At 71.4% G+C, this 23,844-nt stretch carries 23 protein-coding genes; 14 read left to right on the forward strand and 9 right to left on the reverse strand.

All coding sequences use genetic code 11. The features are described 5' to 3' along the window. Positions 1–276: 276 nt before the first annotated feature. Together ABZ801_RS25785 and ABZ801_RS25790 are read right to left on the reverse strand one after the other, a co-directional pair. Positions 277–1,116 carry an SAM-dependent methyltransferase gene (locus tag ABZ801_RS25785; RefSeq protein WP_360702271.1) on the reverse strand — a complete coding sequence of 280 codons (840 nt, stop codon included), beginning with the start codon at positions 1,114–1,116 and terminating at the stop codon, positions 277–279. Positions 1,117–1,182: 66 nt separating this feature from the next. Continuing rightward, a complete protein-coding gene (locus ABZ801_RS25790) occupies positions 1,183–1,629 on the reverse strand; it encodes a cysteine dioxygenase (RefSeq protein ID WP_360702274.1) in 447 nt (148 codons plus the stop codon). Between the two features lie 287 nt (positions 1,630–1,916). Between ABZ801_RS25790 and ABZ801_RS25795 the strand changes: the two genes are divergently transcribed. Continuing rightward, a complete protein-coding gene (locus tag ABZ801_RS25795) occupies positions 1,917–3,470 on the forward strand; it encodes an alkaline phosphatase D family protein (RefSeq protein ID WP_360702277.1) in 1,554 nt (517 codons plus the stop codon). Here ABZ801_RS25795 and ABZ801_RS25800 read toward each other — a convergent pair. Further along, complete coding sequence (locus tag ABZ801_RS25800; protein WP_360702280.1) at positions 3,448–4,665, reverse strand: MFS transporter; 1,218 nt, start codon at positions 4,663–4,665, stop codon at positions 3,448–3,450. The genes ABZ801_RS25795 and ABZ801_RS25800 overlap by 23 nt on opposite strands. Before the next feature lie 285 nt (positions 4,666–4,950). Between ABZ801_RS25800 and ABZ801_RS25805 the strand changes: the two genes are divergently transcribed. The 8 genes from ABZ801_RS25805 to ABZ801_RS25840 all read left to right on the forward strand — a co-directional run bounded on the left by ABZ801_RS25805 (position 4,951) and on the right by ABZ801_RS25840 (position 12,748). Beyond that, positions 4,951–5,781: a hypothetical protein gene (locus tag ABZ801_RS25805; protein WP_360702283.1), complete on the forward strand. Its 831-nt coding sequence runs from the start codon at positions 4,951–4,953 to the stop codon at positions 5,779–5,781. 443 nt (positions 5,782–6,224) lie between these two features. Continuing rightward, complete coding sequence (locus ABZ801_RS25810; RefSeq protein ID WP_360702545.1) at positions 6,225–6,836, forward strand: DUF4142 domain-containing protein; 612 nt, start codon at positions 6,225–6,227, stop codon at positions 6,834–6,836. Between the two features lie 14 nt (positions 6,837–6,850). Continuing rightward, positions 6,851–7,444: a class F sortase gene (locus ABZ801_RS25815; protein WP_360702286.1), complete on the forward strand. Its 594-nt coding sequence runs from the start codon at positions 6,851–6,853 to the stop codon at positions 7,442–7,444. A 110-nt stretch (positions 7,445–7,554) separates the two neighbouring features. Then, positions 7,555–7,761: a hypothetical protein gene (locus tag ABZ801_RS25820; protein ID WP_360702289.1), complete on the forward strand. Its 207-nt coding sequence runs from the start codon at positions 7,555–7,557 to the stop codon at positions 7,759–7,761. Positions 7,762–8,004: 243 nt separating this feature from the next. Beyond that, positions 8,005–8,499 (forward strand): (2Fe-2S)-binding protein, encoded by a 495-nt coding sequence (locus ABZ801_RS25825; RefSeq protein ID WP_344947790.1) that lies wholly within the window; start codon positions 8,005–8,007, stop codon positions 8,497–8,499. Next, positions 8,496–10,901, forward strand: coding sequence for a xanthine dehydrogenase family protein molybdopterin-binding subunit (locus tag ABZ801_RS25830; RefSeq protein WP_360702291.1), 2,406 nt, complete (start codon positions 8,496–8,498; stop codon positions 10,899–10,901). Before ABZ801_RS25825 ends, ABZ801_RS25830 begins: the two co-directional genes overlap by 4 nt. Beyond that, a complete protein-coding gene (locus tag ABZ801_RS25835; RefSeq protein ID WP_344947784.1) occupies positions 10,901–11,761 on the forward strand; it encodes a xanthine dehydrogenase family protein subunit M in 861 nt (286 codons plus the stop codon). Before ABZ801_RS25830 ends, ABZ801_RS25835 begins: the two co-directional genes overlap by 1 nt. 120 nt (positions 11,762–11,881) lie before the next feature. Further along, on the forward strand, positions 11,882–12,748 hold the full coding sequence (locus ABZ801_RS25840) for an SRPBCC family protein (RefSeq protein WP_360702294.1): 867 nt from the start codon (positions 11,882–11,884) through the stop codon (positions 12,746–12,748). A 10-nt stretch (positions 12,749–12,758) separates the two neighbouring features. On the opposite strand, the gene ABZ801_RS25845 is transcribed toward ABZ801_RS25840, so the two are convergent. Beyond that, positions 12,759–14,174: a hypothetical protein gene (locus tag ABZ801_RS25845; protein ID WP_360702297.1), complete on the reverse strand. Its 1,416-nt coding sequence runs from the start codon at positions 14,172–14,174 to the stop codon at positions 12,759–12,761. Between the two features lie 141 nt (positions 14,175–14,315). Here ABZ801_RS25845 and ABZ801_RS25850 point away from each other — a divergent pair, with 141 nt between their 5' ends. Continuing rightward, positions 14,316–15,017, forward strand: a complete 702-nt coding sequence (locus tag ABZ801_RS25850; protein WP_344947774.1) for a class I SAM-dependent methyltransferase — start codon at positions 14,316–14,318, stop codon at positions 15,015–15,017. 74 nt (positions 15,018–15,091) lie between these two features. Here the strand turns inward: ABZ801_RS25850 and ABZ801_RS25855 are convergent, their stop codons facing one another. The 5 genes from ABZ801_RS25855 to ABZ801_RS25875 form a co-directional block, all read right to left on the reverse strand. Further along, the gene (locus tag ABZ801_RS25855) at positions 15,092–18,580 is read right to left on the reverse strand and encodes a bifunctional glycosyltransferase family 2 protein/CDP-glycerol:glycerophosphate glycerophosphotransferase (RefSeq protein WP_360702300.1); all 3,489 of its coding nucleotides are present in this window, start codon (positions 18,578–18,580) and stop codon (positions 15,092–15,094) included. A 236-nt stretch (positions 18,581–18,816) separates the two neighbouring features. Next, positions 18,817–19,818, reverse strand: coding sequence for a LysR substrate-binding domain-containing protein (locus ABZ801_RS25860; RefSeq protein ID WP_360702303.1), 1,002 nt, complete (start codon positions 19,816–19,818; stop codon positions 18,817–18,819). 174 nt (positions 19,819–19,992) lie between these two features. After that, entirely contained in the window at positions 19,993–20,184 is a 192-nt protein-coding gene (locus ABZ801_RS25865) for a DUF397 domain-containing protein (protein WP_360702306.1), read from the reverse strand. 244 nt (positions 20,185–20,428) lie between these two features. Beyond that, on the reverse strand, positions 20,429–20,620 hold the full coding sequence (locus ABZ801_RS25870) for a DUF397 domain-containing protein (protein WP_360702309.1): 192 nt from the start codon (positions 20,618–20,620) through the stop codon (positions 20,429–20,431). After that, positions 20,617–21,417 (reverse strand): helix-turn-helix transcriptional regulator, encoded by an 801-nt coding sequence (locus tag ABZ801_RS25875; RefSeq protein ID WP_360702312.1) that lies wholly within the window; start codon positions 21,415–21,417, stop codon positions 20,617–20,619. Before ABZ801_RS25875 ends, ABZ801_RS25870 begins: the two co-directional genes overlap by 4 nt. A 107-nt stretch (positions 21,418–21,524) precedes the next feature. Between ABZ801_RS25875 and ABZ801_RS25880 the strand changes: the two genes are divergently transcribed. The 4 genes from ABZ801_RS25880 to ABZ801_RS25895 all read left to right on the forward strand — a co-directional run bounded on the left by ABZ801_RS25880 (position 21,525) and on the right by ABZ801_RS25895 (position 23,467). Further along, positions 21,525–21,773, forward strand: coding sequence for a hypothetical protein (locus ABZ801_RS25880; protein WP_360702314.1), 249 nt, complete (start codon positions 21,525–21,527; stop codon positions 21,771–21,773). 86 nt (positions 21,774–21,859) lie between these two features. Next, positions 21,860–21,991 carry a hypothetical protein gene (locus tag ABZ801_RS25885; RefSeq protein ID WP_360702316.1) on the forward strand — a complete coding sequence of 44 codons (132 nt, stop codon included), beginning with the start codon at positions 21,860–21,862 and terminating at the stop codon, positions 21,989–21,991. Positions 21,992–22,111: 120 nt separating this feature from the next. Next, positions 22,112–22,240, forward strand: coding sequence for a hypothetical protein (locus ABZ801_RS25890; RefSeq protein ID WP_360702319.1), 129 nt, complete (start codon positions 22,112–22,114; stop codon positions 22,238–22,240). Positions 22,241–22,252: 12 nt separating this feature from the next. Then, positions 22,253–23,467: a methyltransferase domain-containing protein gene (locus ABZ801_RS25895; protein ID WP_360702321.1), complete on the forward strand. Its 1,215-nt coding sequence runs from the start codon at positions 22,253–22,255 to the stop codon at positions 23,465–23,467. The last annotated feature ends 377 nt before the right edge of the window (positions 23,468–23,844 follow it).

Here is a 23,844-nt window from a genome sequence, read left to right on the forward strand (position 1 = left end):
TGCGCTCCGCCGTAGCGCGCGAATGGCGGCAATTGCTTCCCGTGTGGAACCGCTTCTCGCCGCCCCGCCGGAAAGAGATTCCCAAATGGCGCGGCGGTCGCGCCAGTCGCGAAAATAACGACTGTGCCGTGAAGAACTCACACCCGCGTAGACGTTCGTCACCCGACCGCCCGTCCGCCGCGCCGCACACGAAAAGACCCGCCGCACGAAGCGGCGGGTCGTGTGAGGGCGCGGGCGTCCCCCGCGGTCAGGGGGCGTGCACCCTTCCCTCGGTGCTCAGCGATCGACGGCCGCGGTGTCAGGCACGCGGGCCACGCCTCCGAAGGTGCGGACCGGGGAGGGGGGCGCCTGGCCGGGGGTGGGCCAGTCGGACACCGAGACCAGGCCCGGCTCGACGATCTTCAGCCCGTCGAACAGCTCGGCGATCTTCGCGCGCGGCCGGGGGTGCAGCGGCGACGGAACGTTGGTGAAGTTCTCGCGGACCCGCTGCCGGAGATCCTCCGACAGGTCGTCGGACGGCCACGCGGAGATCGCGACCATGCTTCCGCCGGGCAGCCGCTCGAAATACCGGCGCGCGAGCCCGGCAGGGTCGTCCTCGTCGGCGACGAAGTGGAACACCGCCACGGCCAGCAGCCCGACGGGACGGCTCGGATCGATCAGCCGGCCGACCTCCGGCGACTCGAAGACGCCCGCGACGTCCCGGATGTCGGCGTGCACGTACGCGGTGAGGTCGGGCGAGCCGAGCAACGCGCGGGCGTGCGACAGCACCATCGGGTCGCGGTCGACGTAGACGACGCGCGCGTCGGGGCGTTCGCGCTGGGCGACCTCGTGCACGTTGTCCTGGGTCGGCAGGCCCGAACCGAGATCGATGAACTGCGCGATCCCCTGCCTGATCATGTACTGGACCACCCGGACGAGCCAGCGCCGGTTCTCCAGCGCGACGTCGGCCATCTCGGGGGCCACGTCCAGGATCTTCCGGGCCGCCTCGCGGTCGACCTCGAAGTTGTCCTTCCCGCCCAGCATGTGGTCGTAGACGCGCGCGGCCGAGGGCCGGGAGACGTCGACGTCGTGCGGAGGGCCGGGCGCCGCCGCCGGTTCGTGGGAGCCGAATGACATGGCGCCGATGTTTACATGATCACTTACCGGGGTGTCGGAACTGGCCGGAAGCGGCCGACGCCGGGGTCAGGGGGACGTCAGACCGGCGTGCAGGCTGATCGCGTACGCGGGGCCCGGGTTGGTCAGCTCGTGCGTGCGGGCGGCGCCGCGCACCCGCACCCGGTTGGCGCGCAGCGGACGCTCCGTCACCCCGTCGGCGGAGATCGACACCTCGGCCAGCTCGCCGGCCAGCACGGTGCTCACCTCCACGCCGTCGTGATCGTGCACGTCGGTGCGGTGGCCGGGGGGCCAGGTCGTCAGCCAGAGCCGGACGCCGTCGCCGCCGTCCAGCGGCACCCGCACCGGACGGCCGGGCTCGAAACGCACCAGATGCCACCAGTCGGCGGGACGGGCGGCCAGTGCGCCGACGCGGGCGGCGAGCTGCCCGACCGTCGGGGGACGCGGAGTGACCGCGCGTCCGTGCGGGTCGTCCTGCCCGCGCATCGTCAGATCGGGAACCATGTCGAGGTTCACGGGAAGAAGTCCTTCGTGATCGGCAGAGGACAGCCGGGGTCGGATGGAGATCAGCGACAACACGAAGGACACAGACACAGCGCGCTGGCCACGCGGCGCAGGGCCACGGGGCTGCCGGCGAAGGATCGCGCTGTCATGCCGTCTAGAACACCGTCGTCACCGGGCATTGTCAAGTCGATCGCCAGATCGCGCGCGTTCACGGAACCGTCACGCACGGGCCTGGCGACGTACCGAGAAACGGGAGAACATGCCGCCCGTTGGACAAAACCATGGAAATGGAGCGACGGATGGTGCTCGACCGGCGGACTGTGCTGCGCGGAGGTCTGCTCACCGGCGGCGGGGCGGTGCTCGGCCTGCTGTACGGCGGCGGAACGGCGTCCGCGGCCCCGGCCGGGCCGGCGGCCCCGGCCCTGCTGCGGGCCCGCCCGCGGCTCACCCACGGCGTGCAGAGCGGCGACGTGACCGCCCACGAGGCCGTCGTGTGGGCCCGGTCCGACCGGCCCGCGCGCATGCTCGTGGAGGTCGGCCGCCGTCCCGACCTGCGGGACGCCCGGACCGTCCGCGGCCCGCTGCTCACCCCCGACACCGACCTGACCGGCAAGACGCTCCTGCGCGGCCTGCCCGCCGGCGAACAGCTGCACTACCGCGTCACGCTGGCCGACCCGGACCGGCACGCGCTGCTGTCCGAGCCCGTCGCCGGACGGCTCCGCACGGCGCCGCGCACCCGCGAGGACATCTCGTTCGTGTGGTCCGGCGACCTGGCGGGGCAGGGCTGGGGCATCAACCCCGACGTCGGCGGCTACCGCATCTTCAACGCCATGGCCGCCACCGACCCCGACTTCTTCCTGTGCAGCGGCGACTACGTCTACGCCGACGGCCCGCTGGCCGAGACCGTGACGCTGCCGGACGGCCGCACCTGGCGCAACATCGTCACCGCCGAGAAGACCAAGGTCGCCGAGACCCTGGCCGAGTACCGCGGCCAGTTCCGCTACAACCTCCAGGACGCCGCGCTGCGCGCGTTCAACGCCCGCGTCCCGATGATCTACCAGTGGGACGACCACGAGGTCACCAACAACTGGTACCCCGGCGAGATCCTCGACCTGCCGCAGTACACCGAGAAGCGCGTCGACGTGCTGGCCGCCCGCGCCCGCCGCGCCACGTTCGAGTACATGCCGATCAGGGGCGGCCGCGTCTACCGCAGGCTCTCGTACGGGCCGCTGCTGGACGTGTTCGTCCTCGACATGCGCACCTACCGGGACCGCAACGGCGCCAACGACTCCCCCACCCAGCGCGACGGCATCCTGGGCGCCGAGCAGGCCGCCTGGCTCAAGCGCGAGCTGCGCGCCTCCCGCGCCGTCTGGAAGGTCATCGCCTCGGACATGCCGCTCGGCCTGGTCGTCCCGGACGGCACCGCCTTCGAGGCCGTCGCCCAGGGCGACGACGGCGCCCCGCTCGGCCGCGAACGCGAGATCGCCGACCTGCTCTCGTACGCCAGGCGCCACAACGTCCGCAACATGGTGTGGCTGACGGCGGACGTCCACTACACCGCCGCCCACTACTACGACCCGTCCAAGGCGGCCTTCACCGACTTCGACCCGTTCTGGGAGTTCGTCTCGGGCCCCCTGAACGCGGGCGCCTTCGGCCCGAACGCCCTGGAGAACACCTTCGGCCCGCAGCTGAAGTTCCAGAAGGTCCCGCCCCGGGCCAACACCTCCCCGGCCGAGGGCTACCAGTTCTTCGGCCAGGTCGACATCGACGGGGCGTCGGCGGCCCTGACCGTCCACCTGCGGGACCTGGACGGGAAGTCGCTCTACACCGTCACCCTGAACCCCCGCCGCTAGCGTCCCTGGGCAGCAGCAGCGGCGTCGCCAGGACGAGCACCCCGGCGACCGCGACCGCAGTGCGGGGACTGGTGGCGGCGGCCAGCAGTCCCCACAGCGCGGTCATGACCGCGATGGCCGCCCTGCCGGTGACCGCCCAGGAGGCCAGCGTGCGGGCGACGCGGTCCGCCGGGATCTGTTCGAGCCGGTAGGTGGCGAACACCGGGTTGAACACGCCCATACAGGTGATCAGCCCCAGCTCGACCGCCATGACGAGCACCAGCCCGTCGACGCCGGGTCCGACGAAGACCAACCCCACGAGCCAGCAGGCGCGCAGCGTCCCGGCGGTGAGCATGACCCTGTGCCGTCCGAACCGCACGACGAGCCGCCGCGCCAGCCGCGCCCCGACCAGCCCGCCGACACAGGGCGCGGCGAAGGCCAGGCCGTACTGCCAGGGCGCGAACCCGAGGTCGCCGAGCATGAGCACGGCCAGCAGCGGTGACGTCGCCATGATCAGGCCGTTCACCAGGACCGTGTTGAACAGCAGCGGACGCAGCGCCGGATGCGTCAGGACGAACCGCCACCCCTCGAACAGGTCCCCGGCTCGCAGACGGGGGCCGGTCCGCACGGGCCGCGGTTCCCCACCGCCGATCGCGCGAAGCCCCAGAGCGGACAGCAGGTAACTGACCGCGTCGGCCGCGACCGTCAGCACCGGGCCGAACATCCCGATCGCGGCCCCGCCGAGCGGTGGCCCCAGCACGGTGGCGGTCCACGTCGTGGACTCCAGCCGCCCGTTCGCCACGAGCAGGCCCCCCGGCGGCAGCAGCCCTTTCAGGAACGCGCCGCCGGCCGCGTTGAACACTATGTCGGCCGCCGCCACCACGACCGACACCACCAGCAGCTGGACGAAGCTCAGCCACCCGAACGCGAACGCGACGGGCACGCTCACCAGGACCCCGAACCGGACGAGATCCATCGCCACCATCACGGGCCGCTTGCGCCGGAACTCCACCCACGGCCCGGCCAGCACGGCCACCGCCGCCCCCACGGCCGCCCCGGAGGCCGCCAGCACCGACACCTCCGCCGGCCCCGCGTGCAGCACGTAGATCGCGATGAGGGGGAACGCGTCGAACGCCAGCCGCGTACCGAACGTGCTGACCGCGTACGCCGCCCACAGCCACCCGAACTTCCTCCCCAGCGACCGTCCAGCCCCCACCTGCCGCCCCCCGCAACCTCACGTCGACCAGCGACATGAAAGCGAGCGGCCCAGCCCTCGATCAAACAACCGATCCACTGCCAGTCCACAACCCCCGGTTGTCCGCCCTGGCAGACACTCCCCCGTGTTCTCCGAAAGCCGTGGAGCCGGTCTGTGTGCACCTGGGGCGGCGTCGCCGGTAGTGCGTCGGCGGCGGGCGGGCTTGTAGCGTCAGGCAGGTCCGTGTTCGAGCGGCCTGCCGTGGGGATGATCGTGGCGCACCTCTTTGAGGTCTCCCAACTGAAAGTGGTCGACGCACCCGGCGACCTGCACTACCAGTTGACGGATCCGAGCACCGGCGCGCTCCTCGCCGACGTGTCGCCGGTCGCCGTGGGCGAAGGTGAGCAGGCGCACTGGTTCAGCCGGTTCCTGAACAAGCTGCCCAACCGGGTGCAGAGATTCCACCCCACGGAGCGCCATCACATTCCGCGGGTCACATTCAGGGTCGCGGATCCGCGGGATTCGACGCTCTTCTTCGTGGACCGGCCCGACAAGCTCATCGGCAATCCGTGCCCGCCGAACTGCACGGCCGTCGACGCGGCGGGCAACGTCCTGGGGTATTTCACCAACGACCACTACCAGGTGCTCACGCCGCACAACCCACCGGTCGACGGCCGCGGATGGATGACCATGCGGGGCAGGTTCCACCTGCGCGACCGGAACCACGAGGTCGTCATCGAGCTCGTCCAGCGGGCTCCGTTCACCAAGGCGGCCAGACAGGCCGGCTACGGGCCGGACGACGACGTCACCTGCTTCGTGGCGCCGGACGGCGGCGTATGGGCGAGGATCAGGGACCCCGAGAACGGGGTCACGGAGTTCGATCCCCGATGTCCCCAGTGGATGAGGGCCCTGATCATGACCTGCCTGATCGCGGAGGCCGCGAACGCCCGCCTCCACACGTCCTTCGTGACCTCCGGCTACACGCCGCCCGAACCGTTGACCCCGGCGACGGAACCGTATCCCGGATACGGCGACGTCCATTCCTCGTACATGAACCACCAGCAGGAGTTCATCGAGTGGTTCAAGAAGGAGGCGAACAAGATCAACCGAGGAATCGCCGCCTCCGCGGACATGTGAGGCCATCGGGCGCCCGAACGCCGCGCGACCATGCGTCGAGGACGGCGTAGCGGGATGAGCGGTCCGTCGACGTCGAGGAACAGCAGCGGAGGCCGCGCGGAGCCTGTCACAACCGCACGCTAGCGCGTATCGCGCCGCTGCCGGGTGGCCGCCGCGAGCGGAACGGCCTCGACCGGGCCGTCCGCTCCCGGGGCGGATGCCCGGGCGTGGGGGTGTTTCAGGGATCGGCATGAGGCTGGTCAGGTATATGCCGGACAAGGGCAGAACAGACCAGAAAACGGCAAGGATGCCTTCAGGGCGTTATGACGCGTCTCATGGATCGGCGCGCCGGGGGGAACGGGTCGCGGCAGTTCAGTCGATTCATGCGCAACCGTGGAGGTTCGATGTCGATCTTGCGTGCCGTGCTGGCCGCCGGGGCGGTTCTCGCCTTTTCGGCCGGCAGTATGGCGCCCGCAGTGGCGCAACAGGAGATATCAGCCCAGGACAGAAAATGGCTCATGATGGCCCACCAGGGAAATATGGCGGAGGCCGTTGTGGGCACGATGGCGCAGAAGAAGGGCAAGGCGAAGGCCGTGCGGTCGATCGGGGCCGTGCTGGTGACCGACCACTCCAGGCTGGACAGGAGGGTCCAGGCCACGGCGCGGAGACTGGGCGTCTCGCTGCCGTCGGAGCCGTCGGCCAAACAGAAGGCGCTGGCGGCCAGGCTGAACGCCATGAGCGGAAAGGCGTTCGACCGGGCCTGGCTGGACGCCCTGATCAAGGAGCACCGGACGGATCTGGCCGCCGCCCGCAAGGAGGTGCGCGCGGGGAAGGCGGCCGAGGCCCAGCACCTCGCCACGGTGAGCACCCCCGTGTTCCGCAGGCACCTGAACCTGCTGCTGCGGGCGCGCCATGCCGACCCGCCGCGGCACGTCCCGGCCGGTAACGGCGGCTGGGCGATGGCCGCGCCGAACGAGCGGCCCGTCGCCCTGGGGTACGGCCTGCTCGCCGCGGGGATGCTCGTGACCGTGGGCGGCGCCCTGCTGTGGAGGCGTCCCGCGCCGTGGAGAGGCTGAAGATCGCAGGTGTGGTGGGCGCCGTGCTCGGCACGGCGCTCACCTTCTGCGGCGCCGCCCTCGTCATGCGCCCCGCCGCGAAGGTGACGCCGCAGGCCCTGGACGCCGGCACGGTCCCCCCGGCGGCCGGCGGGCCGGCGTCGCACTCGCCCGCGGCCGGCGCCGGCTCACCGCCGGTCCACCTGGAGATCCCCGCCCTCCGCGTGCGGGCCCGGGTGCGGCCTGTCGACGTCCGGCCCGACGGAACGCTGGAGGTTCCGCCCTCCGCACGCGACCTCGGCTGGTGGCGGGGCGGAGCCGCCCCCGGCTCCGCCACGGGCACGGTCGTCGTCGCCGGTCACGTTGACACCGCCAAAGAGGGCCCGGGGGCATTGTTCGAACTCAGGGGCGTCCGGATGGGCAGCCAGGTCAACGTGCGAAGCACCGACGGCCGGACGCGCAATTACCGGATCGTGGCCCGCCGCGCCTATCCGAAACAGCGACTTCCCGCTTCGGTATTCGCTCCGGACGCGCCCGCCCGATTGGTTCTCATCACCTGCACCGGCGCGTTCGACCGCCGCGCGGCCAGCTATTCCCACAATCTCGTCGTCTACGCCAAGGCCGACTGACTTGCCGATCTAGGGGCCGCCGCGGAGAAACCCGGGGCCGTCACTGAAGTGCGGCGGCGAGCAGTGTCTCGGCCGCGCGGAGAACGGTCACCACGACGATCGTGGTCACGATGGACGAGGCCCGTCTCTGGCTGTACGGAGTGGCGCGCAGGGTGCTGGCCAATCACCGCCGGGGCGAACTGCGGCGTCCGGATCGCCACCGTGCTGGACTGCCCGCCCGGCCGGGGCACCGCCTCAGTTCCGGCTCGGTGACCCTGCTGGTCGTCGCGCAGAAGAACGACCCCGGTCCCGACCCCTCTCGTCCCGCCCTCTTCTGACCCGCTGAGACCGGCCGGGACGAGCTGCCCTGGCTCACCCCCCGGCCGGGTGAGCGCGGTTGTGTCAAACGAGAGCAAATTGAGGGGGGCGGGGGGTGGTACGAGGGTTACGGGTCGGCTTACGTTCGTTGCGTCGCCTTCTTCCAGCGGCCGGAGGTGGGCCCCGATGCCGTGGCCGGTCCAGCGTGCTCCTCCTCAACGGGACGTCTTCCCGCCCCAACCGAGACGTCCCTGGGAGAAGGAATGCCACGTGTCCGCGTCGAGGTCGACGGTGCGACGTACGAGGACGACGTCGAACCGCGCCTCCTGCTCGTCCACTACCTGCGTGACCGGTTGGGGAAGGTCGGCACCCCGATCGGCTGTGACACCACCAACTGCGGCGCCTGCACCGTCCTGATGGACGGGATGAGCGTCAAGAGCTGCTCCGTGCTGGCCGTGCAGGCCGACGGCCGCGAGGTCACCACGGTCGAGGCGCTGGGGATCGACGGCACGCTGCACCCCCTGCAGCGGGCCTTCCACGAGGAGCACGCGCTGCAGTGCGGCTTCTGCACGCCCGGCATGATCATGGCGGCGCTGGACCTGCTGCGGGAGAACCCCGACCCGTCCGAGGAGGAGATCCGGGAGGGGCTCGAAGGGAACCTGTGCCGCTGCACCGGCTACCAGAACATCGTGCGGGCGGTGCGCCGCGCGGCCGGTGAGATGCGCACCCCGGCGCAGGAGCGGGAGGTGACGTCGTGACCGTCCAGGAGATCGGCTCCCCGCGTCGCAGGAGCGAGGACGCGCGGCTGGTCACCGGCCGCACCCGCTGGACCGACAACATGCAGCCCATGGGGACGCTGTACGTGGCGTTCCTGCGCAGCCCCATGGCGCACGCGCGGATCAACGCGGTGGACGTGACGGCGGCCAAGGCCCGTCCCAACGTCGTGGCCGTGCTGACGGGCGCCGACTTCGCCGGCGAGCAGGGCTCCCTGCCGTGCGCGTGGCCCGTCACCGAGGACATGAAGCACCCCGCGCACCCGCCGATGGCCGTGGACGAGGTGCGGTACGCCGGGGAGCCGGTGGCGTGCGTGGTGGCGCGTGACCGGTACGCGGCGGTCGACGCGCTGGAGGACATCGACGTCGACTACGAGCCGCTGGCCGCCGTCACCGACATGGAGGAGGCGCTGAGGGAGGGCGCCGATCTCGTCCACGAGGACCTGGGCACCAACAAGTGCTACACGTGGGTGTTCGAGAACGGCGACCTGGACGCGGCGATGCGCGACGCCCCCGTGGTCATCGAGCGCCGGTACGTCCAGCAGCGGCTCATCCCGACGGCGATGGAGCCCCGGGCCGTGCTGTGCGTGCCCGAAGGCGACGACTTCACGGTCTACTCGGCCACGCAGATCCCGCACATCCTGCGGTTGATGCTGGCCACGGTCACCGGGATTCCCGAGCACCGGCTGCGGGTCGTCGCCCCCGACGTGGGCGGCGGGTTCGGCTCCAAGCTGCAGGTGTACGGGGAGGAGGTGCTCTGCCTGCTGCTGGCCAGGCGGCTGGGGCGCCCGGTCAAGTGGACCGAGTCGCGCAGCGAGGGAAACATGGCCGTCCACCACGGCCGCGACCAGATCCAGCGGGTGACGCTGGCCGCCGAGCGCGACGGGCGCATCCGCGGGGTGAAGGTGGACCTGCTGGCCGACATGGGCGCGTACCTGATGCTGGTCACGCCGGGCGTCCCGCTGCTGGGCGCGTTCATGTTCAACGGCATCTACAAGATGGACGCCTACTCGTTCACCTGCACGGGCGTGTTCACGACGAAGACGCCGACGGACGCCTACCGGGGCGCGGGCCGTCCGGAGGCCACGTTCGCGATCGAGCGGCTGATGGACGAGCTGGCCGCCGAGCTGGACCTGGACCCGATCGAGGTGCGGCGCCGCAACTGGATCAGGCACGAGGAGTTCCCGTACGAGACGATCTGCGGGCTCACCTACGACTCCGGCGACTACGAGGCGGCCACCGACAAGGCGCTGCGGCTGTTCGAGTACGACAAGCTGCGCGCCGAGCAGGCGGACCGGCGCGAGCGGCGCGACCCGGTGCAGCTCGGCATCGGCGTGTCGACGTACACGGAGATGTGCGGGCTGGCGCCGTCGCGGGTGCTGGGGTCGCTGTCGTACGGCGCGGGCGGCTGGGAGCACGCGTCGGTGCGGGTGCTGCCGTCCGGCAAGGTCGAGGTGGTCACCGGGTCGTCCGCGCACGGCCAGGGCCACGAGACGGCGTGGGCGCAGATCGCCGCCGACCGGCTCGGGGTGCCGTTCGAGGACGTCAAGGTGCTGCACGGTGACACGGCGGTGTCCCCCAAGGGCATGGACACCTACGGGTCGCGGTCGCTGGCGGTCGGCGGCGTCGCGCTGTACGGCGCCTGCGACAAGGTGATCGACAAGGCGAAGAAGGTGGCCGCGCACCTGCTGGAGGCCGACGAGAACGACCTGGAGTTCTCCGGCGGGCGCTTCCGGGTGCGGGGCGTGCCCGAGGGAGGCCGCACGCTGCAGGAGGTCGCGACGGCCGCGTTCGCCGCGCACGACCTGCCCGAGGGCCTGGAGCCGTCGCTGGACGCCGACCTCACCTTCGACCCGGAGAACTTCTCCTTCCCGCACGGCACGCACCTGTGCGCCGCCGAGGTCGACACCGAGACGGGCATGGTGCGGCTGCGTTCGTACGTGGCCGTGGACGACGTCGGCAAGGTCGTCAACCCGCTGATCGTCGAGGGGCAGGTGCACGGCGGGCTCGCCCAGGGCATCGCGCAGGCCCTGTACGAGGAGGCGGTGTACGACGAGGAGGGCAACCTGACCACCACGACGATGGCCGACTACCTGGTGCCGTCGGCGGCCGACCTGCCCGAGTTCACCACCGACCGCACCGAGACCCCGGCGACGTCCAACCCGCTCGGCGTCAAGGGGGTCGGCGAGGCCGGGACGATCGCGTCCACCCCGGCGGTGGTCAACGCGATCGTCGACGCGCTGCGCCCGTACGGCGTGCGGGACGTGCCGATGCCGTGCACGCCCGAACGGGTGTGGCGGGCGACGCAGGGCGAGCGCGAGCCCGCGGGGGACGTGCGTCCGGGCGCGGCCGGCGGGCTCGGCTCGGTGCAGGGAGGTGACGCCTGATGATCCCGGCGACGTTCGACTACGCGCGGCCGGCCACGGTCGAGGAGGCGTGCGCGGCGCTGGCCGACGCGGGCGAGGACGCCAAGGTGCTGGCGGGCGGGCAGAGCCTGATGCCCCTGCTGCGGCTGCGGCTCGCCTACCCGGACGCGCTGATCGACCTGGACCGCGTCGACGCGCTCAAGGAGATCCGCGACGAGGACGGCGCGCTGTTCATCGGCGCGATGGCCACCCACCACCAGGTCGTGCGGGATCCGCTGGTGCGCGAGCACGCCCCGCTGATCGCCAAGGCCACCGCGACCGTGGCGGACCCGGCGGTGCGGCACCGCGGCACGTTCGGCGGGTCGCTGGCGCACGCCGACCCGGCCGGGGACCTGCCCGCCGTGGCGCTGGCGCTGGACGCGACGTTCCTGGCCGTCTCGTCCGAGCGCGGCGAACGCGAGATCGCGGCGGCGGACTTCTTCGTCGACTGGATGACCTCGGCGCTGGAGCCCGACGAGATCCTGGTCGGCGTCCGCGTGCCCAAGCTGGGCGCGGGCTGGGGCGTGCACTACGAGAAGTTCCACCGCACCGCGCAGGCGTGGGCGATCGTCGGGGTCGCGTGCGCGGTGCGGCGCGAGCGGGGCGCGATCGAGGGCGCCCGGGTCGCGCTGACCAACATGGGGCCCACGCCGGTGCGCGCCACCGAGGTGGAAGGCTTCATCGCGGGCCGCACGGTCTCGGAGAACTCCTTCAGGGAGGCCGGTCAACGGGCCGCCGAGGGCACGTCCCCGCCCGGCGACCTGCACGGCTCGTCCGAGTACCGCGCGCACCTGGCCCGCGTCCTGACCGCCCGCGCCCTCACCGCCGCCGCGTCGTCCTGATCACCTGGCCGGGCTCCCACGAGCCCGGCCGGCCGATCATGTGGCGGTATCCGGTGTTGGTATGGGTAGATTCTCGGGAAGGTCCCCTGAACGCGCCCCCGAACGAAAAGGACCGGGATCATGGAGCTCGACCACGAATTCGCCGTCCCCGTACCGGTGGATCGCGCCTGGTCGGTGCTGCTCGACGTGGAGCGGGTGGCCCAGTGCGTGCCGGGCGCGACGCTGGACTCGGCCGAGGACGGGGAGTACGCCGGGCGGCTGCGGGTGAAGGTCGGCGCCATGACCGTCACCTACCGCGGCACGGCGCGGATCGTGGCGGCCGACGAGTCCGCGCGTTCGGTGACGATCGAGGCGTCCGGCAAGGAGGCCCGCGGCCCGGGCACCGCGTCGGCGACCGTCCAGGCGCGCCTGCATGACGAGGGCGGCACCACGCGCGTCACCGTGCACACCAAGCTGAACGTGACCGGACGCCCCGCCCAGTTCGGCCGCAACATCCTGTCCGAGGTGGGCGCCAAGCTGATCGGGCGGTTCGCCGAGGCGCTGGCCGAGGAGCTGGAGTCGTCCGGGGAGGGCGGCGCGCCGGCGGCGGAGGACGTCGTCGACCAGCAGGGCGCCGCCGAGGAGGCCGCGGCGGCGCAGGAGCAGAAGGCGCAGGAGCAGAAGGTACGTGAGCGGGAGGACGAGCCGCAGGCGAAGGCCGAGGCGCCCGAGCCCGCGCTCGCCCCGGACGAGAGCGCCGAGCCGCAGAAGGCCGAGGCCGAGGCCGGGCCCGTGCCGCAGCAGCGGCCCCCGTCGGAGGCCAGGCGGGAGCGTCCGCTGAAGGCGGTCGACGCCCGCCCGCGCCGCGAGCAGGAGCCGATCGACCTGCTGGAGGTGGCGGGGCCGTCGGTGGCCAAGCGGGCCGTCCCGGCGGTCGCGGCCATGATCGTCCTGCTGCTGGCCGTCCGTTTCCTGGTGCGTCGCCGCCGGCGCGGCGGCCGCCGCTGACCCACCGCCGCTAACCCGGACGGCGGCGCGGGACGAACGCCAGCGCGGCCGACAGCGCGCCGAACGGCACGGCGGGCAGCACGTACCGGTAGTCGAAGTCGGCGGTGGCGGCGGGGATGACCAGGAGCCCCGCCGACACCAGCCACGGCAGCAGGGCGGGGCGCACGGCTCCGCGCCGCGCCAGCATCCCGCCCGCCGCGACGGCCAGGACGGCGCCCAGCCCGATCCCGGGCAGGTACACGCGGTGCTGGTAGGCGCGCGTCCATCCGGCGTAGGGCTCCACGACGCGGACCGGCTGGACGCGGTGGGTGTACGCGCGGGTGACCTTGGCCTGGCGTTTGCTGAGGCGCAGCGGCTTGACCGGGAAGTCGTACTTGCTGAAGGTGGCCCGCTGCGGGTACACGGTCCGCTTCCACCAGAACGCGCGGAAGGTGTCGCGCGCGACGACGCGGGCGTAGTCGACGGGCTGGGCGCGGATCGCGGCCCACGCGAACTCCCCGGCCCGCTCGTTCGCGCCCATCTTGCCGCCGGGGGCGTGGAAGAACGGCGACTGCTTGGTCCACAGCACCGCGAACGCGGGTGACACGCCCGTGGGCGGCTTGGGCGGGCACAGGTCGAGCAGGCCGGGACGCGGTCTGATGATCGAGCAGTCGGCGAAGTCGACGGTGCGGCTGTAGAGGAAGACATTCTCGGTGCCGGTCAGCGCGAACCGGCCGTGCGCCACCTTGAACCACGTGGCGTACAGCAGCAGCGGGGCCGCGAACGCCGTCACCAGCACCGCCGCGGGCCGCCACGGCGCACCCCGGCGCCGCGCCAGCAGCCATACCAGGACGATCGCCAGCAGGGGCAGGCCCACGGAGCGGGTCGTCCCGGCCAAGCCGAGCAGCAGGCCGCCGGCGGCGGCCGTCCACACGCCGATCCGCGCGTTCCACAGCAGCACCACGACCGCGGCGACCAGCAGGAACGTGAACAGCGTCTCCGACAGCAGCAGGTGTTCGAGCTGGATCTGGTACCCGTCGAACAGCACCGGCAGGGTCGCCGCCGCGCCCAGCAGGCCCGGCCGCAGCAGCCGGTCGGGCCAGGCCGCCCGCGCGTGCCGCCAGACCAGCGCGTACAGCAGCGCCGCGGTCAGCAGCCCGATCAGGTGCTGGGCGACGACCACCGCGAACAGGCTGTGCAGCGGACGCAGCACCAGCAGCATCACCCCGTACGCGCTCGCCCGCGTGATCGACGGTGCCAGCGTGACGGCCACGCGCAGATAGCCGACCGAGTCGCCGAACCACAGGCCCGTGGGGTAGCCCGCCAGCGCGACCGCCCGTACGGCCAGGGCCGCCGCGAGCACCGCGGCGACGGGCCAGTGCCGCCGCGCCGCGGGCGTCGTGCCGTGGGGCAGGTGCCGCCGCGCCGCCCGGCCGATCGCGCCCATCTGCGACCCCCCTCCGGTCAGGGGTCTGTTCCCCGGGGGCACGGCCGGGTATCCCCATGCCCCGCACTTCGTCCGCCAAAAGGCCGTCAACCGCGGCGCGTGCGGTGGCCGCGGCGGGCCGGGATCGGTGCGCTGGTGCCCGTGGACACCATCGAGATTCAGCGGGTCGTCGACATCGAGGACGACAACTGGTGGTACCGCGAGCGCCGCGGGATCATCGCCCGGGAGTTGCGCCGGATCGGCGTGCCCGGGCAGGCCGTGGACGTCGGCGCCGCGGGCGGCGGCAACACCAGGGTGCTGATGGAGCACGGCTGGCAGGCGGTGGCGATCGACTCCGCCCCCGCCGCCGTGGACCTGTGCCTGGCCCAGGGCATCGTCGCCTACCTCGGCGACGCCCGGTTCCTGCCCCTGCCGTCGGCGACCTACGACCTGGCGCTGGCGCTCAACGTGCTCGAACACGTGGACGACGACCGCGCCGCCGCCGGGGAGATCGCCCGGGTGCTGCGTCCCGGCGGCACCGCGCTGGTCGCCGTGCCCTGCGACATGGAGCTGTGGTCGGCGCACGACGTGGCGCTGGGCCGCGTGCGCCGCTACGCCCGGGCGGACCTGGCCGGGGTGCTGGAGGGCGCCGGGCTGCGGGTGGAACGCCTGTGGAACTGCAACGTCCTGCTCCGCCCGCTGGTGCGGTGGCGGCGGCACCGCGCCCGGTACTGCGAGGACATGGCGGACGTCCCGCCCGTGGTGAACGAGCTGCTGGGCCTGGTCGGCGCCGTGGAGCGGCGGCTTCCGGTCCGGTCGTGGCCGGGCGTCACGCTGTTCGCCCGCGCCTACCGCCCCGGCTAGTCTGCCGGCCGGCGGCAGGACGACACGCGCCGGGCCCGGGAGGACGCCTCCTCCCGGGCCCGGCGGCCGGCGGATCAGCCGAAGATGCGGTCGACGACGCGGGCGGTGGCCTTGCCGTCGTCGAGGGCGCAGTGCCGGTCGGCGAACGACCGGTAGGCGTCGGCGTGCTCGGCGGCGACGCGGTCGAGGTCGCGCAGCGCGGCGATCACCTCGTCGCCGGTGCGCAGCAGCGGGCCGGGCGCGTCGGCCTCGAAGTCGAAGTAGAAGCCGCGCAGCTCGTCGCGGTAGTTCTCCAGGTCGTAGGCGAAGAACAGCATGGGCCGCCCGGTGTTGGCGAAGTCGAACATGACCGACGAGTAGTCGGTGACGAGCACGTCGGTGATCAGCAGCAGCTCCTGCATCTCCGGGTACACCGACACGTCGAAGACGAAGTCGCGGCCGACCTCGGGCACGCGGTCGACGATGTTGGGGTGGCGGCGGATGAGCACGACGTGCTCGTCCCCCAGCTCCTCGTACATGCGGTGCAGGTCGAGCTTGAGGTCGAGCCGGTAGCGGCCGCGCGTGTAGAACCGGTCGTCCCGCCACGTCGGCGCGTACAGCACGACCTTGCGGCCCTCGGGCACGCCGATCCGCCGCCGGACGGCGGCGGCGACCTCGTCGCGGCCGTCGGCGTGGAAGAGGTCGTTGCGCGGGTAGCCGGTCTCCAGCACCTCGCCCTCGTAGCGGAACGCGCGCCGCAGGATCGGCGTGCACCACGGGCTCGGCGAGACCAGGTAGTCCCACTGCTCCACTTCGAGGGCCAGCCGTTCGTGGTAGTCGCGGGCAGCGAACCGCACCTTCTCGATGTCGAACCCGATGCGCTTGAGCGTGGTGCCGTGCCAGGTCTGCACGACCCTCTGGCCGGGACGGCGGCGGAACCACATCGGCAGGTGGCTGTTGGTGACGACGTACGCCGAGCGCGCCATGGCCTCGACGTAGTCGCGGCCGCCCCGGCGCACCGGCGTGACGCCCTCGGGCAGCTCGACCTGCCCGTCCTGGACGCTCCAGAGGAACTCCAGCCCGGACTCGCGGCGCCGCAGCTCCTCCAGGATCGCCCGGGGGCTGTCGGAGTACTGGCGTCCGAAGTAGCTCTCGAACAGCACCTGCTGCCGGATCGGCCGCTCGCACAGCTCCGGGTAGACGCGTTCGGTGAGCCGGCGCTGCCCCTTGCGGCTGCGCTCCTCGGGGGCCAGGTCGCCGTCGGCGCGCAGGACCGGCGTCAGCTCCCTGCTCGCGTCCATGTGCAGGGTGCGGCCGTCGCGCGTCTGCGTCAGCGGCAACAGCGAGCGCAGCGCGTTGCCGACCTGGACGGGGGCGTCGCGCGTGCCTCCGTCGCGGTCGAGCCGCACGTACAGCTGGTAGCGGCCCTTGGGCAGCGGCAGCGTCCCGGCCAGGGACTCCACGCGCCACGGGTCGAGCTCGGCCTCGAACCGGCCGGCGTCGTGGGTCAGCGGGAACACCCGCTCCTCGACGCGGCCCCCGGCGCGCAGGACCAGGGCGGTGGGCAGCTCGCCGCGGGCGGGCAGCTCCCCGGCGACGCGCAGCGGCCCGTCCGGTTCCCACTCCAGCACGTCCATGACCGGGCGGACGGCCCGTTCGTGGATCTCCAGGTGGCCGGTCTTGGACCGGACGGCCGCGATCTCCCGGTCGCCCGCCGCGTCCTGCCGCAGCAGCCGCGACACCTCCGGCAGGATCACCGGGGTGCGGGTGCCGTCGGAGCCGACCAGTTCGACGCTCCACTGCGTGGTGTCGCCGAACGCCAGCGCCTCGGGGCTGCCCGCCGGGAACCCGGGCGAGGCCACGGGCGCCTCGAAGTCGCGCATCGGCAGCCGCGCGGTGAAGCCCGTCCCGTCCCGGTGGCGGGTGAGCGGGTAGCGGCGCGGGGCGCAGCCGGGCCACCGGGTGACGAGCAGGTGGCTGCCCCACAGCAGGGCGGTCGGCGCCTCGCAGGTCAGCTCCAGGACGCCGTCGGCCAGCCGCATGTCGCCGGCGATGACGGCGTCGTCGCCGGTGCGCAGGACGAGCTTGCCGCCCTTGGCCCACTCGGGCCGCACCCACACCCCGCCCACGCGGCGCGCCTCCAGCCGCCGGGCCGCCGCCGACGGCGTGCCGAGCTCCTGCCGCCGGAAGATCCCGCGGTTGTGCATCCACAGCTCGACGTGCCACGCCCCGCCCTTGTCCAGCACCTTGGCGGGGTCGACGGTGACGCGGTAGCCGCTCCAGTCCGACCCGTGGTCGTCCCCGGCCCGGTCGATGGTGGTCAGCCGCAGCGGCAGGCGCTGCCCGGTGTCCTGCGACACCAGCCAGGCCAGCAGCTGCTGCTGCCAGCGCTTGCGGGGCGGCAGCCACCGCAGCCTGGCCCGGCCCTCGACGACGAGCCGGTCGCCGTTCCAGCTCACCGACTCGACCTTCTGCCGGACCTGCAGCTCCTCGTCCAGCCGGTAGACGTGGTCGGGCACGCCCACCCGGGAGTCGTTGAGGAACGGGTAGTCGCCGTAGAAGCGGACGCCGCGCCGCACCACCCCGGCCTCGGCCATCTCGCGGCTCTTCTCGAAGGTCAGCACCTCCAGCAGCTCCGGCAGCATGCGGCGCTCCACCAGATGCCACTTGAGCCGTTCGAACGCACGCAGCCCGCCGACGATGTCCGGGTCGCAGTCGCGCAGGTAGGCGCCGGCCAGGTCGAGGAACCGCTGCCGGTAGGCGTCGCCGCCCTCGTCCAGCACCTGCAGGAAGATGCGCAGGTCGTCGGACAGGGCGACGCGGTCCCACCGGCGCTTCTGCTCCGGCAGGCCCCGGTCGAGCAGGAACCGGCCGACCGCCCGCACCGCCTGCACGCGGTGATCCAGGGCGCTGCCCTCGGTGCGGTTCTGGGTGATGGAACGGTCCTCCTCGGGACGGATCCGCCACAGGTAGACGGGGCCCTCCAGCACGTCCACGGCCCCGGCCAGGTAGTGCGCGGTGATCGCGATGAGGATGTCCTCGTGCAGCACGCCCTCGGGGAACTCCAGGCCCTGGGCGTCCCAGAACGAGCGGCGCCACAGCTTGTTGGTGACCAGCCGGTCGACGAGCAGTTCCTCGTGCCGGGTGACGTGCGCCCGCCGGACGGTGCGCTGGAACGTGCGGCGGTGCATCGGCGACTGGCGCACGCCGTCGGCGTCGAAGCGGCGCACGTTGCCGGTGGCGAAGTCCGACCCGGTCTCCTTCAGGCTCGCCAGCAGGTACTCCAGCGCGTACGGGGGGAGCATGTCGTCGCCGTCGACGAACCCCAGGAACTCGCCCCGCGCGACGGCCAGCCCGGCGTTGCGCGCCGCCCCCAGCCCCTTGTTCTCCTGTGTGACCAGGCGGAAGCGGGAGTCGACGGCGGCGAACTTGGCGGCGATGCGCCCGCTGTCGTCGGTCGACCCGTCGTCGACCATGACGACCTCCAGGTCGCGGCACGTCTGCGCGGCCAGCGACCGCAGGCAGGCGTCCAGGTACGGCGCGACGTTGTAGATGGGCACCACGAGGCTGATCGTCGGAGCCAATTGCGCTCTCCCGTGCTGTACGGCGGAGGACCGGGCGTGTCGAGGACTCGGACGGCGACCGGCTGGACCCGTCACGGCGGAGCCGAGGGCGCGCACGTCGCCATGAGATCCAGCATGAACACGCTGAGTAGCCGATCACACCGGTATCGCGATTACCGGACCGTCGCCTGACGCAGACTTGACCTCGCCCTGGCGCAACTCCCACGAAGGTGGGCGCGTCGTCGCAGGGGGCGGCGTCAGCTCGCGGCGGGGCTCGGCGTCGCCTGGCCGGGGAACGAGCCGTCCGGAACGCTGGGGTGGACGCGGACGCCGGTGCCCGCTTCGGTGACGGCGGTGCGCAGGGTGCGGGCGAGCAGCTCGAACTCGTCCCCGCGCGGGGACGTGGCGCGGTAGGCCAGCCCGATCCGCCGGTACGGGGCGGGCTCGGCGAACCGGCGCAGGGTGAGGCCGGGCGCGCGGCGCGTCTCCACGGGCAGCGCCGTCTCGGGGACGAGCGTCACCCCCAGGCCGCCCGACACCAGCTGCACGAGCGTGGCCAGGCTCGTCGCGTAGGTCGCGGCGGCGGCCCGCGCGCCGACCTCGCGGCACACGTCGAGCGCCTGGTCGCGCAGGCAGTGGCCCTCGTTCAGCAGGATCACGTCGAGGTCCTTGAGCGCGCCGGTCGGCAGCGGGGCCTCGCCGGGCATCGGCTGGGACGCGGGCGCGACCAGCACGAAGTCCTCGTCGTAGAGCGGAAGCTCGACCAGGCCCTGGACGGGCGTGGGCAGCGCGAGCAGCACGACGTCCAGGCGTCCGGCCACCAGCTCGGCGACGATGTGGTCGGTCTGCTCCTCGCGCACCGACAGCTCCAGCTCGGGGAACTCCTCGGCCAGCCGGGGCAGCACCACGGGCAGCAGGTAGGGCGCGACGGTGGGGATCACGCCGACGCGCAGCGGCCCGACCAGGGGGCCGCGGGCCGCCTGCACCTCCTCCACGAGCCGGTCGAGCTCGGCCAGCACCAGCTCGGCCCGGCGCGCCACCCGCTCGCCGGCGGGGGTCAGCAGCACCCGGCGTGTGGTGCGTTCCACAAGCCGTGTGCGGAGCGTGTCCTCCAGCGCCGCCACGGCCCCGGACAGGGCGGGCTGGCTCATCCGCAGAGCCGCCGCCGCGTCCCGGAAGTGCAGGTGCTCGGCGAGCGCCAGAAACGCCCTGAGCTGGGCGACCGTCGGCCTGCTGATGGTGGTCTCCTGTCGGGTCACGGGGGAGGGAACGCTACGAGCTTACCCATCACCCTGCGTGACCAAGCTCACACCAGCCCCACCCCAAACACCTCCCAACCATGCCCGGCAACCAGCCCTGCTCCATGAGGCTTCTCAAACAGCCCACTACGCAGAACCCCCCGCCGAGGCGGGGGCTCCGTCATCACAGGGGCTCTACAGGTCCAGGTCACCGGCCTTGATCCGACGCACCAGCTCCCTGACAGCCGCGGGGACCAGCTCCAGGCGACCGGCGTTGGGGTTCTTGGAGTCCCGGAGTCCAATCTTGGCGTCCTGGGGCAGGGCCGCCAGCTCCACGCAGTTCCCGCTGGTTCCGCTGTAGGTGGACTTGCGCCAATGTGGAGTCATGTGACCTCTTCCATGGTCTTGGCGATGAGGTCGCGGGAGCCCTCGATGGACAGGGGCGATGCCCCACCTGGGCAGACCGTACGCCGCACTCCTGGACAACAGACAGATCGAGCAAGACCGGTTGTACTGTCCAATCCGCCAGCAGCACCAAGCCCGCGCTCGTAAACAGCGGCAACCCCTAATACAGAACAACTCACAACGCAGAAACCCCCGCCGAGGCGGGGGCTTCGTCATCACAGGGGCTCTACAGGTCCAGGTCACCGGCCTTGATCCGACGCACCAGCTCCCTGGCAACCGCGGGGGCCAGCTCCAGGTGACCGGCGGCGGGGTTCTTGGAATCCCGAACGCCAATCCCGGCGCCCTCGTACAGGGTTGCCAGCTCCACGCAGTCCCCCTGGGTTCCGCTGTAGCTGCTCTTGCGCCAGGTAGCGGTCACAGTTCCTCCATCGTTTGCTCAATCAGGCGTCTTGAGGCACCTGTCGGGACTGCCAGGTTGGAGATTTGGTCATACCGTACCGCGTATTCCCACACATCCGACGGCTCCAGGACCAACCGGCCTCGCTCTGGTGAGGACGAGAAGGCTATCTCCCTGCCGCCGACCGTGAGGAGCCTGAAGGAGCCGTCCAGACCCATGTGCGCACCGCTCGTCTTCTCCATGATGCGGATGTGGACGTTGGGGCGCTCACCCAACTCCAGCAGGTGAGCTAGTTGCCCTTTCATCACGTCGACGGACCCGACGTGATGTTCCAGGATGACCCAGTTGAGGATCACAGAGACCCTAGGAGCCGATTTTCGGTCGAAGACGGCCGTCTGTCGGGCCAGTCGTCGCTCTAGCGACTGCTCCAGCTCTTGTTTGCCTGCGGCGATCAAGGCCCTGGCGTAATCGGGCGTCTGTAGGAGGCCCGGTACGACGAGCGTCTCCCACAGTCGCTGAAGCGAGGCGTCCTTCTCGATCTCGATCAGGCCCGTGAACCAGTCCCCGTCGTCCGTCGCGGAGGCGAAGCGCACGAGCCTCTTCAAGAGCCCTCGAAGCTCCCACATGATGTCGAGCTGCTCTGCCTGCTCAGGCGAGAGCCTCCTGTGACCGTGTTCGATCCTGGAAACGGTGGAACGATCGACCCTCAGCCGGGAAGCCAGTTGACTGACAGACAAACCATGACATTCGCGCAATCGCCGCACCTCGACCGCGATGGCGTCCCACAACGACCGGTCTGGATCGAACGCTTCGCGCATGATCACCTTCCGACGAATTGTTTCCATGCGTGCTGGCACGGTAGCGGACTGTGCAGAGTTCAGCCAGTCTTTGGCGAAGAAGGGCAAGGAGCCGCTCTGGAGGTGACATGGAGGGCGTGCAATCGGGTGAAATCCTGATTTCCGATCGAATGTTCGTCTGGGATCTTTACAACCGGGCGGTTCTGCGGGTGTACGAGCCGTGGTGCGCCGAGGGTGTGTCGTGGGTCAACGGGTACGAGCGCCGCCGGGCCGAGGCGGTGGTCGAAAAGGCTCGAAAGAACCTGGAAAGCCTGGCCCAGGACATGCAGAGGGCTCCGGAGCCCAAGGTCGCCCGATGGAATCTGGACGCCGCGTGAATACCGAACAGGCCACCGTCCTGGTAGTGGACGCTTGTCCTGACGGACACAGGTGTGGGGCGAGGCATTGCATCCTGGACGGGGCTGTGGAGATCCTCATCCTCGGCAGGCCGCAGTGCCGTTGCCGGAGCCACTGGGGAATGATCGCTGATCTTCTGCTCGGCCGCGGCTTCGTGCTGCGGTACAGCGACGCCGCCCGGTTCCGGCTCCGCGCCTGAATGGTCGTCGTCTGCCCCAGAGAACCAGAAAGCCCCGCTCCAGTCGCACGACGGAATTCTCAGCGGCACAGGGTCAAGCACCACAAAGTCAGAAGGAGAGACCCCTCTGAGCAGGAGGTAATGATGGGCGAGGGCCGGCACGAAAGCGGCAAGGACACCGACGACAAGAGCAGCGACAGCCAGACCCCACAGGGCGGCGGACGCGGCAACGAGTCCACCAAGGGCAACAGCAGCGACAGCAAGCGGTAAGGAGATCGGGAAGTGAACGAGGCCCCTGGCCTGACCCAAGGCAAGGCTCCGGCCGACTTGAACCGCATCTTGGCGGGCCAGGGGGACCTCACCTGGCCCGTGTGGGCGAAAGCCCTTCTGCAGGTGCCCCGCGAGTTGTTCGTCCCGAAGCGCGGGTGGGCGGTCCCCGACCAGGAGGGCGTTCCGGCCTTCTCGATCGACAAGCGAGAACGGCCTGAACAGTGGTTCGGCGCCGTCTACTCCGACACCTCCATCGTCACCCAGGTCGACGACGGCGCGGGCGACCCCGCCACCGGTGACGGCCGGTTCACCTCCTCGGTCTCGGCCCCGGGCATCGTCGCCCAGTTCGGTGAACTGCTGGCGCCGGTACGGGGCGATCGGATACTGGAGGTCGGAACGGGCTCCGGCTGGACCGCGTCCCTGCTCGCCGGCATTGTCGGCGAGCAGGGGCGGGTGGTGTCCATTGAGGTGGACCCCTCGCTGGCGGAGCCCGCGGCAGAGCGGGTCGCGGCGGCGGGTTTCCGCAACGTCGAAGTGCTGGCGATGGACGCGCTCGACTACACCGCCGACAAGCCGTTCGACCGGCTCCATGTAACCGCAGGCGTCGCGGACATCCCCTGGTCGTGGATGGAGGCTCTGCGTCCTGGAGGTACGGCGGTCATGCCGTGGTGCCCCGTCTGGGGACACGGGCACAAGCTCACGCTCAACCGCATCGGCGACGAGGCAGTGGGCAAGATCAGCGGCTCGGCCGGCTACATGATGCTGCGTGCCCAGCGGCACGCGCCCGGTTCTCCCTCGTCCTTCCTGCACGACGAGGACAAGGCCCGGCAGTACTCCACGAAGATCAATCCCAAGTGCGTCGGCAGGCCCGAGAACGCGCCCGACTGGCGGACCTACGGCGGTGGGCTCGTGATCTCCGCGATGGCGCCCGGCATCCGGTACGAGTTGCACGAGGCGGAGGACGCCAGCGGCGAGGCGACACTGTGGCTGCACGAGACCTTCCCCGGCGCCCGCGAGCATGGCTCGTGGGCGGTCGTGGAGTTCGTCCCCGGCGCCGACGAGTTCGAGGTCACCGCCTACGGTGAACGTGACCTGTGGGAAGAGGTCAGCTCGGCATGGATGTACTGGAACGCCGTCGGCCGCCCTGATCGCACGCGATTCGGTGCGACGGTGTCCCCGGAAGGGCTGCACGTCTGGCTCGACAGGCCCTCGCATGTGATCGGATGAACGTCGACCACCGATGCCTGCGGTTCAGCCGCGGGCAGGTGCTCGGCAAGCACCAGGGGCGCCCTGAGGTGGTCGTCGGCTCGTGGTCCTCGCCTGCATGGCCTCGCTCACATTCCCGTCCCGTGACATGAGACTGATCTCTCCGAGATGATTACTTCCGGGACGTTTCGGGACGGGAATGCGTTATTGTCCTGCCTCACGTTGAGTGTCGGGATGGTCGCCTTGTTTCCGGTAGGTTCTCCACTAAACTTCGCGTTAATGTTCGGTGGTGACACGGTGCCGACCTGGTGTGATATCAGTCATCCTTCCGTCAGGGCGACGTCGACTTCCCGCTACTGAAAGCTCCTTCTATCAGGGCTTCCGTCCATTGATAGGCA

It is taken from the genome of Actinomadura sp. NPDC047616 (genome assembly GCF_040642915.1).
Lineage (GTDB): Bacteria > Actinomycetota > Actinomycetes > Streptosporangiales > Streptosporangiaceae > Spirillospora > Spirillospora miaoliensis.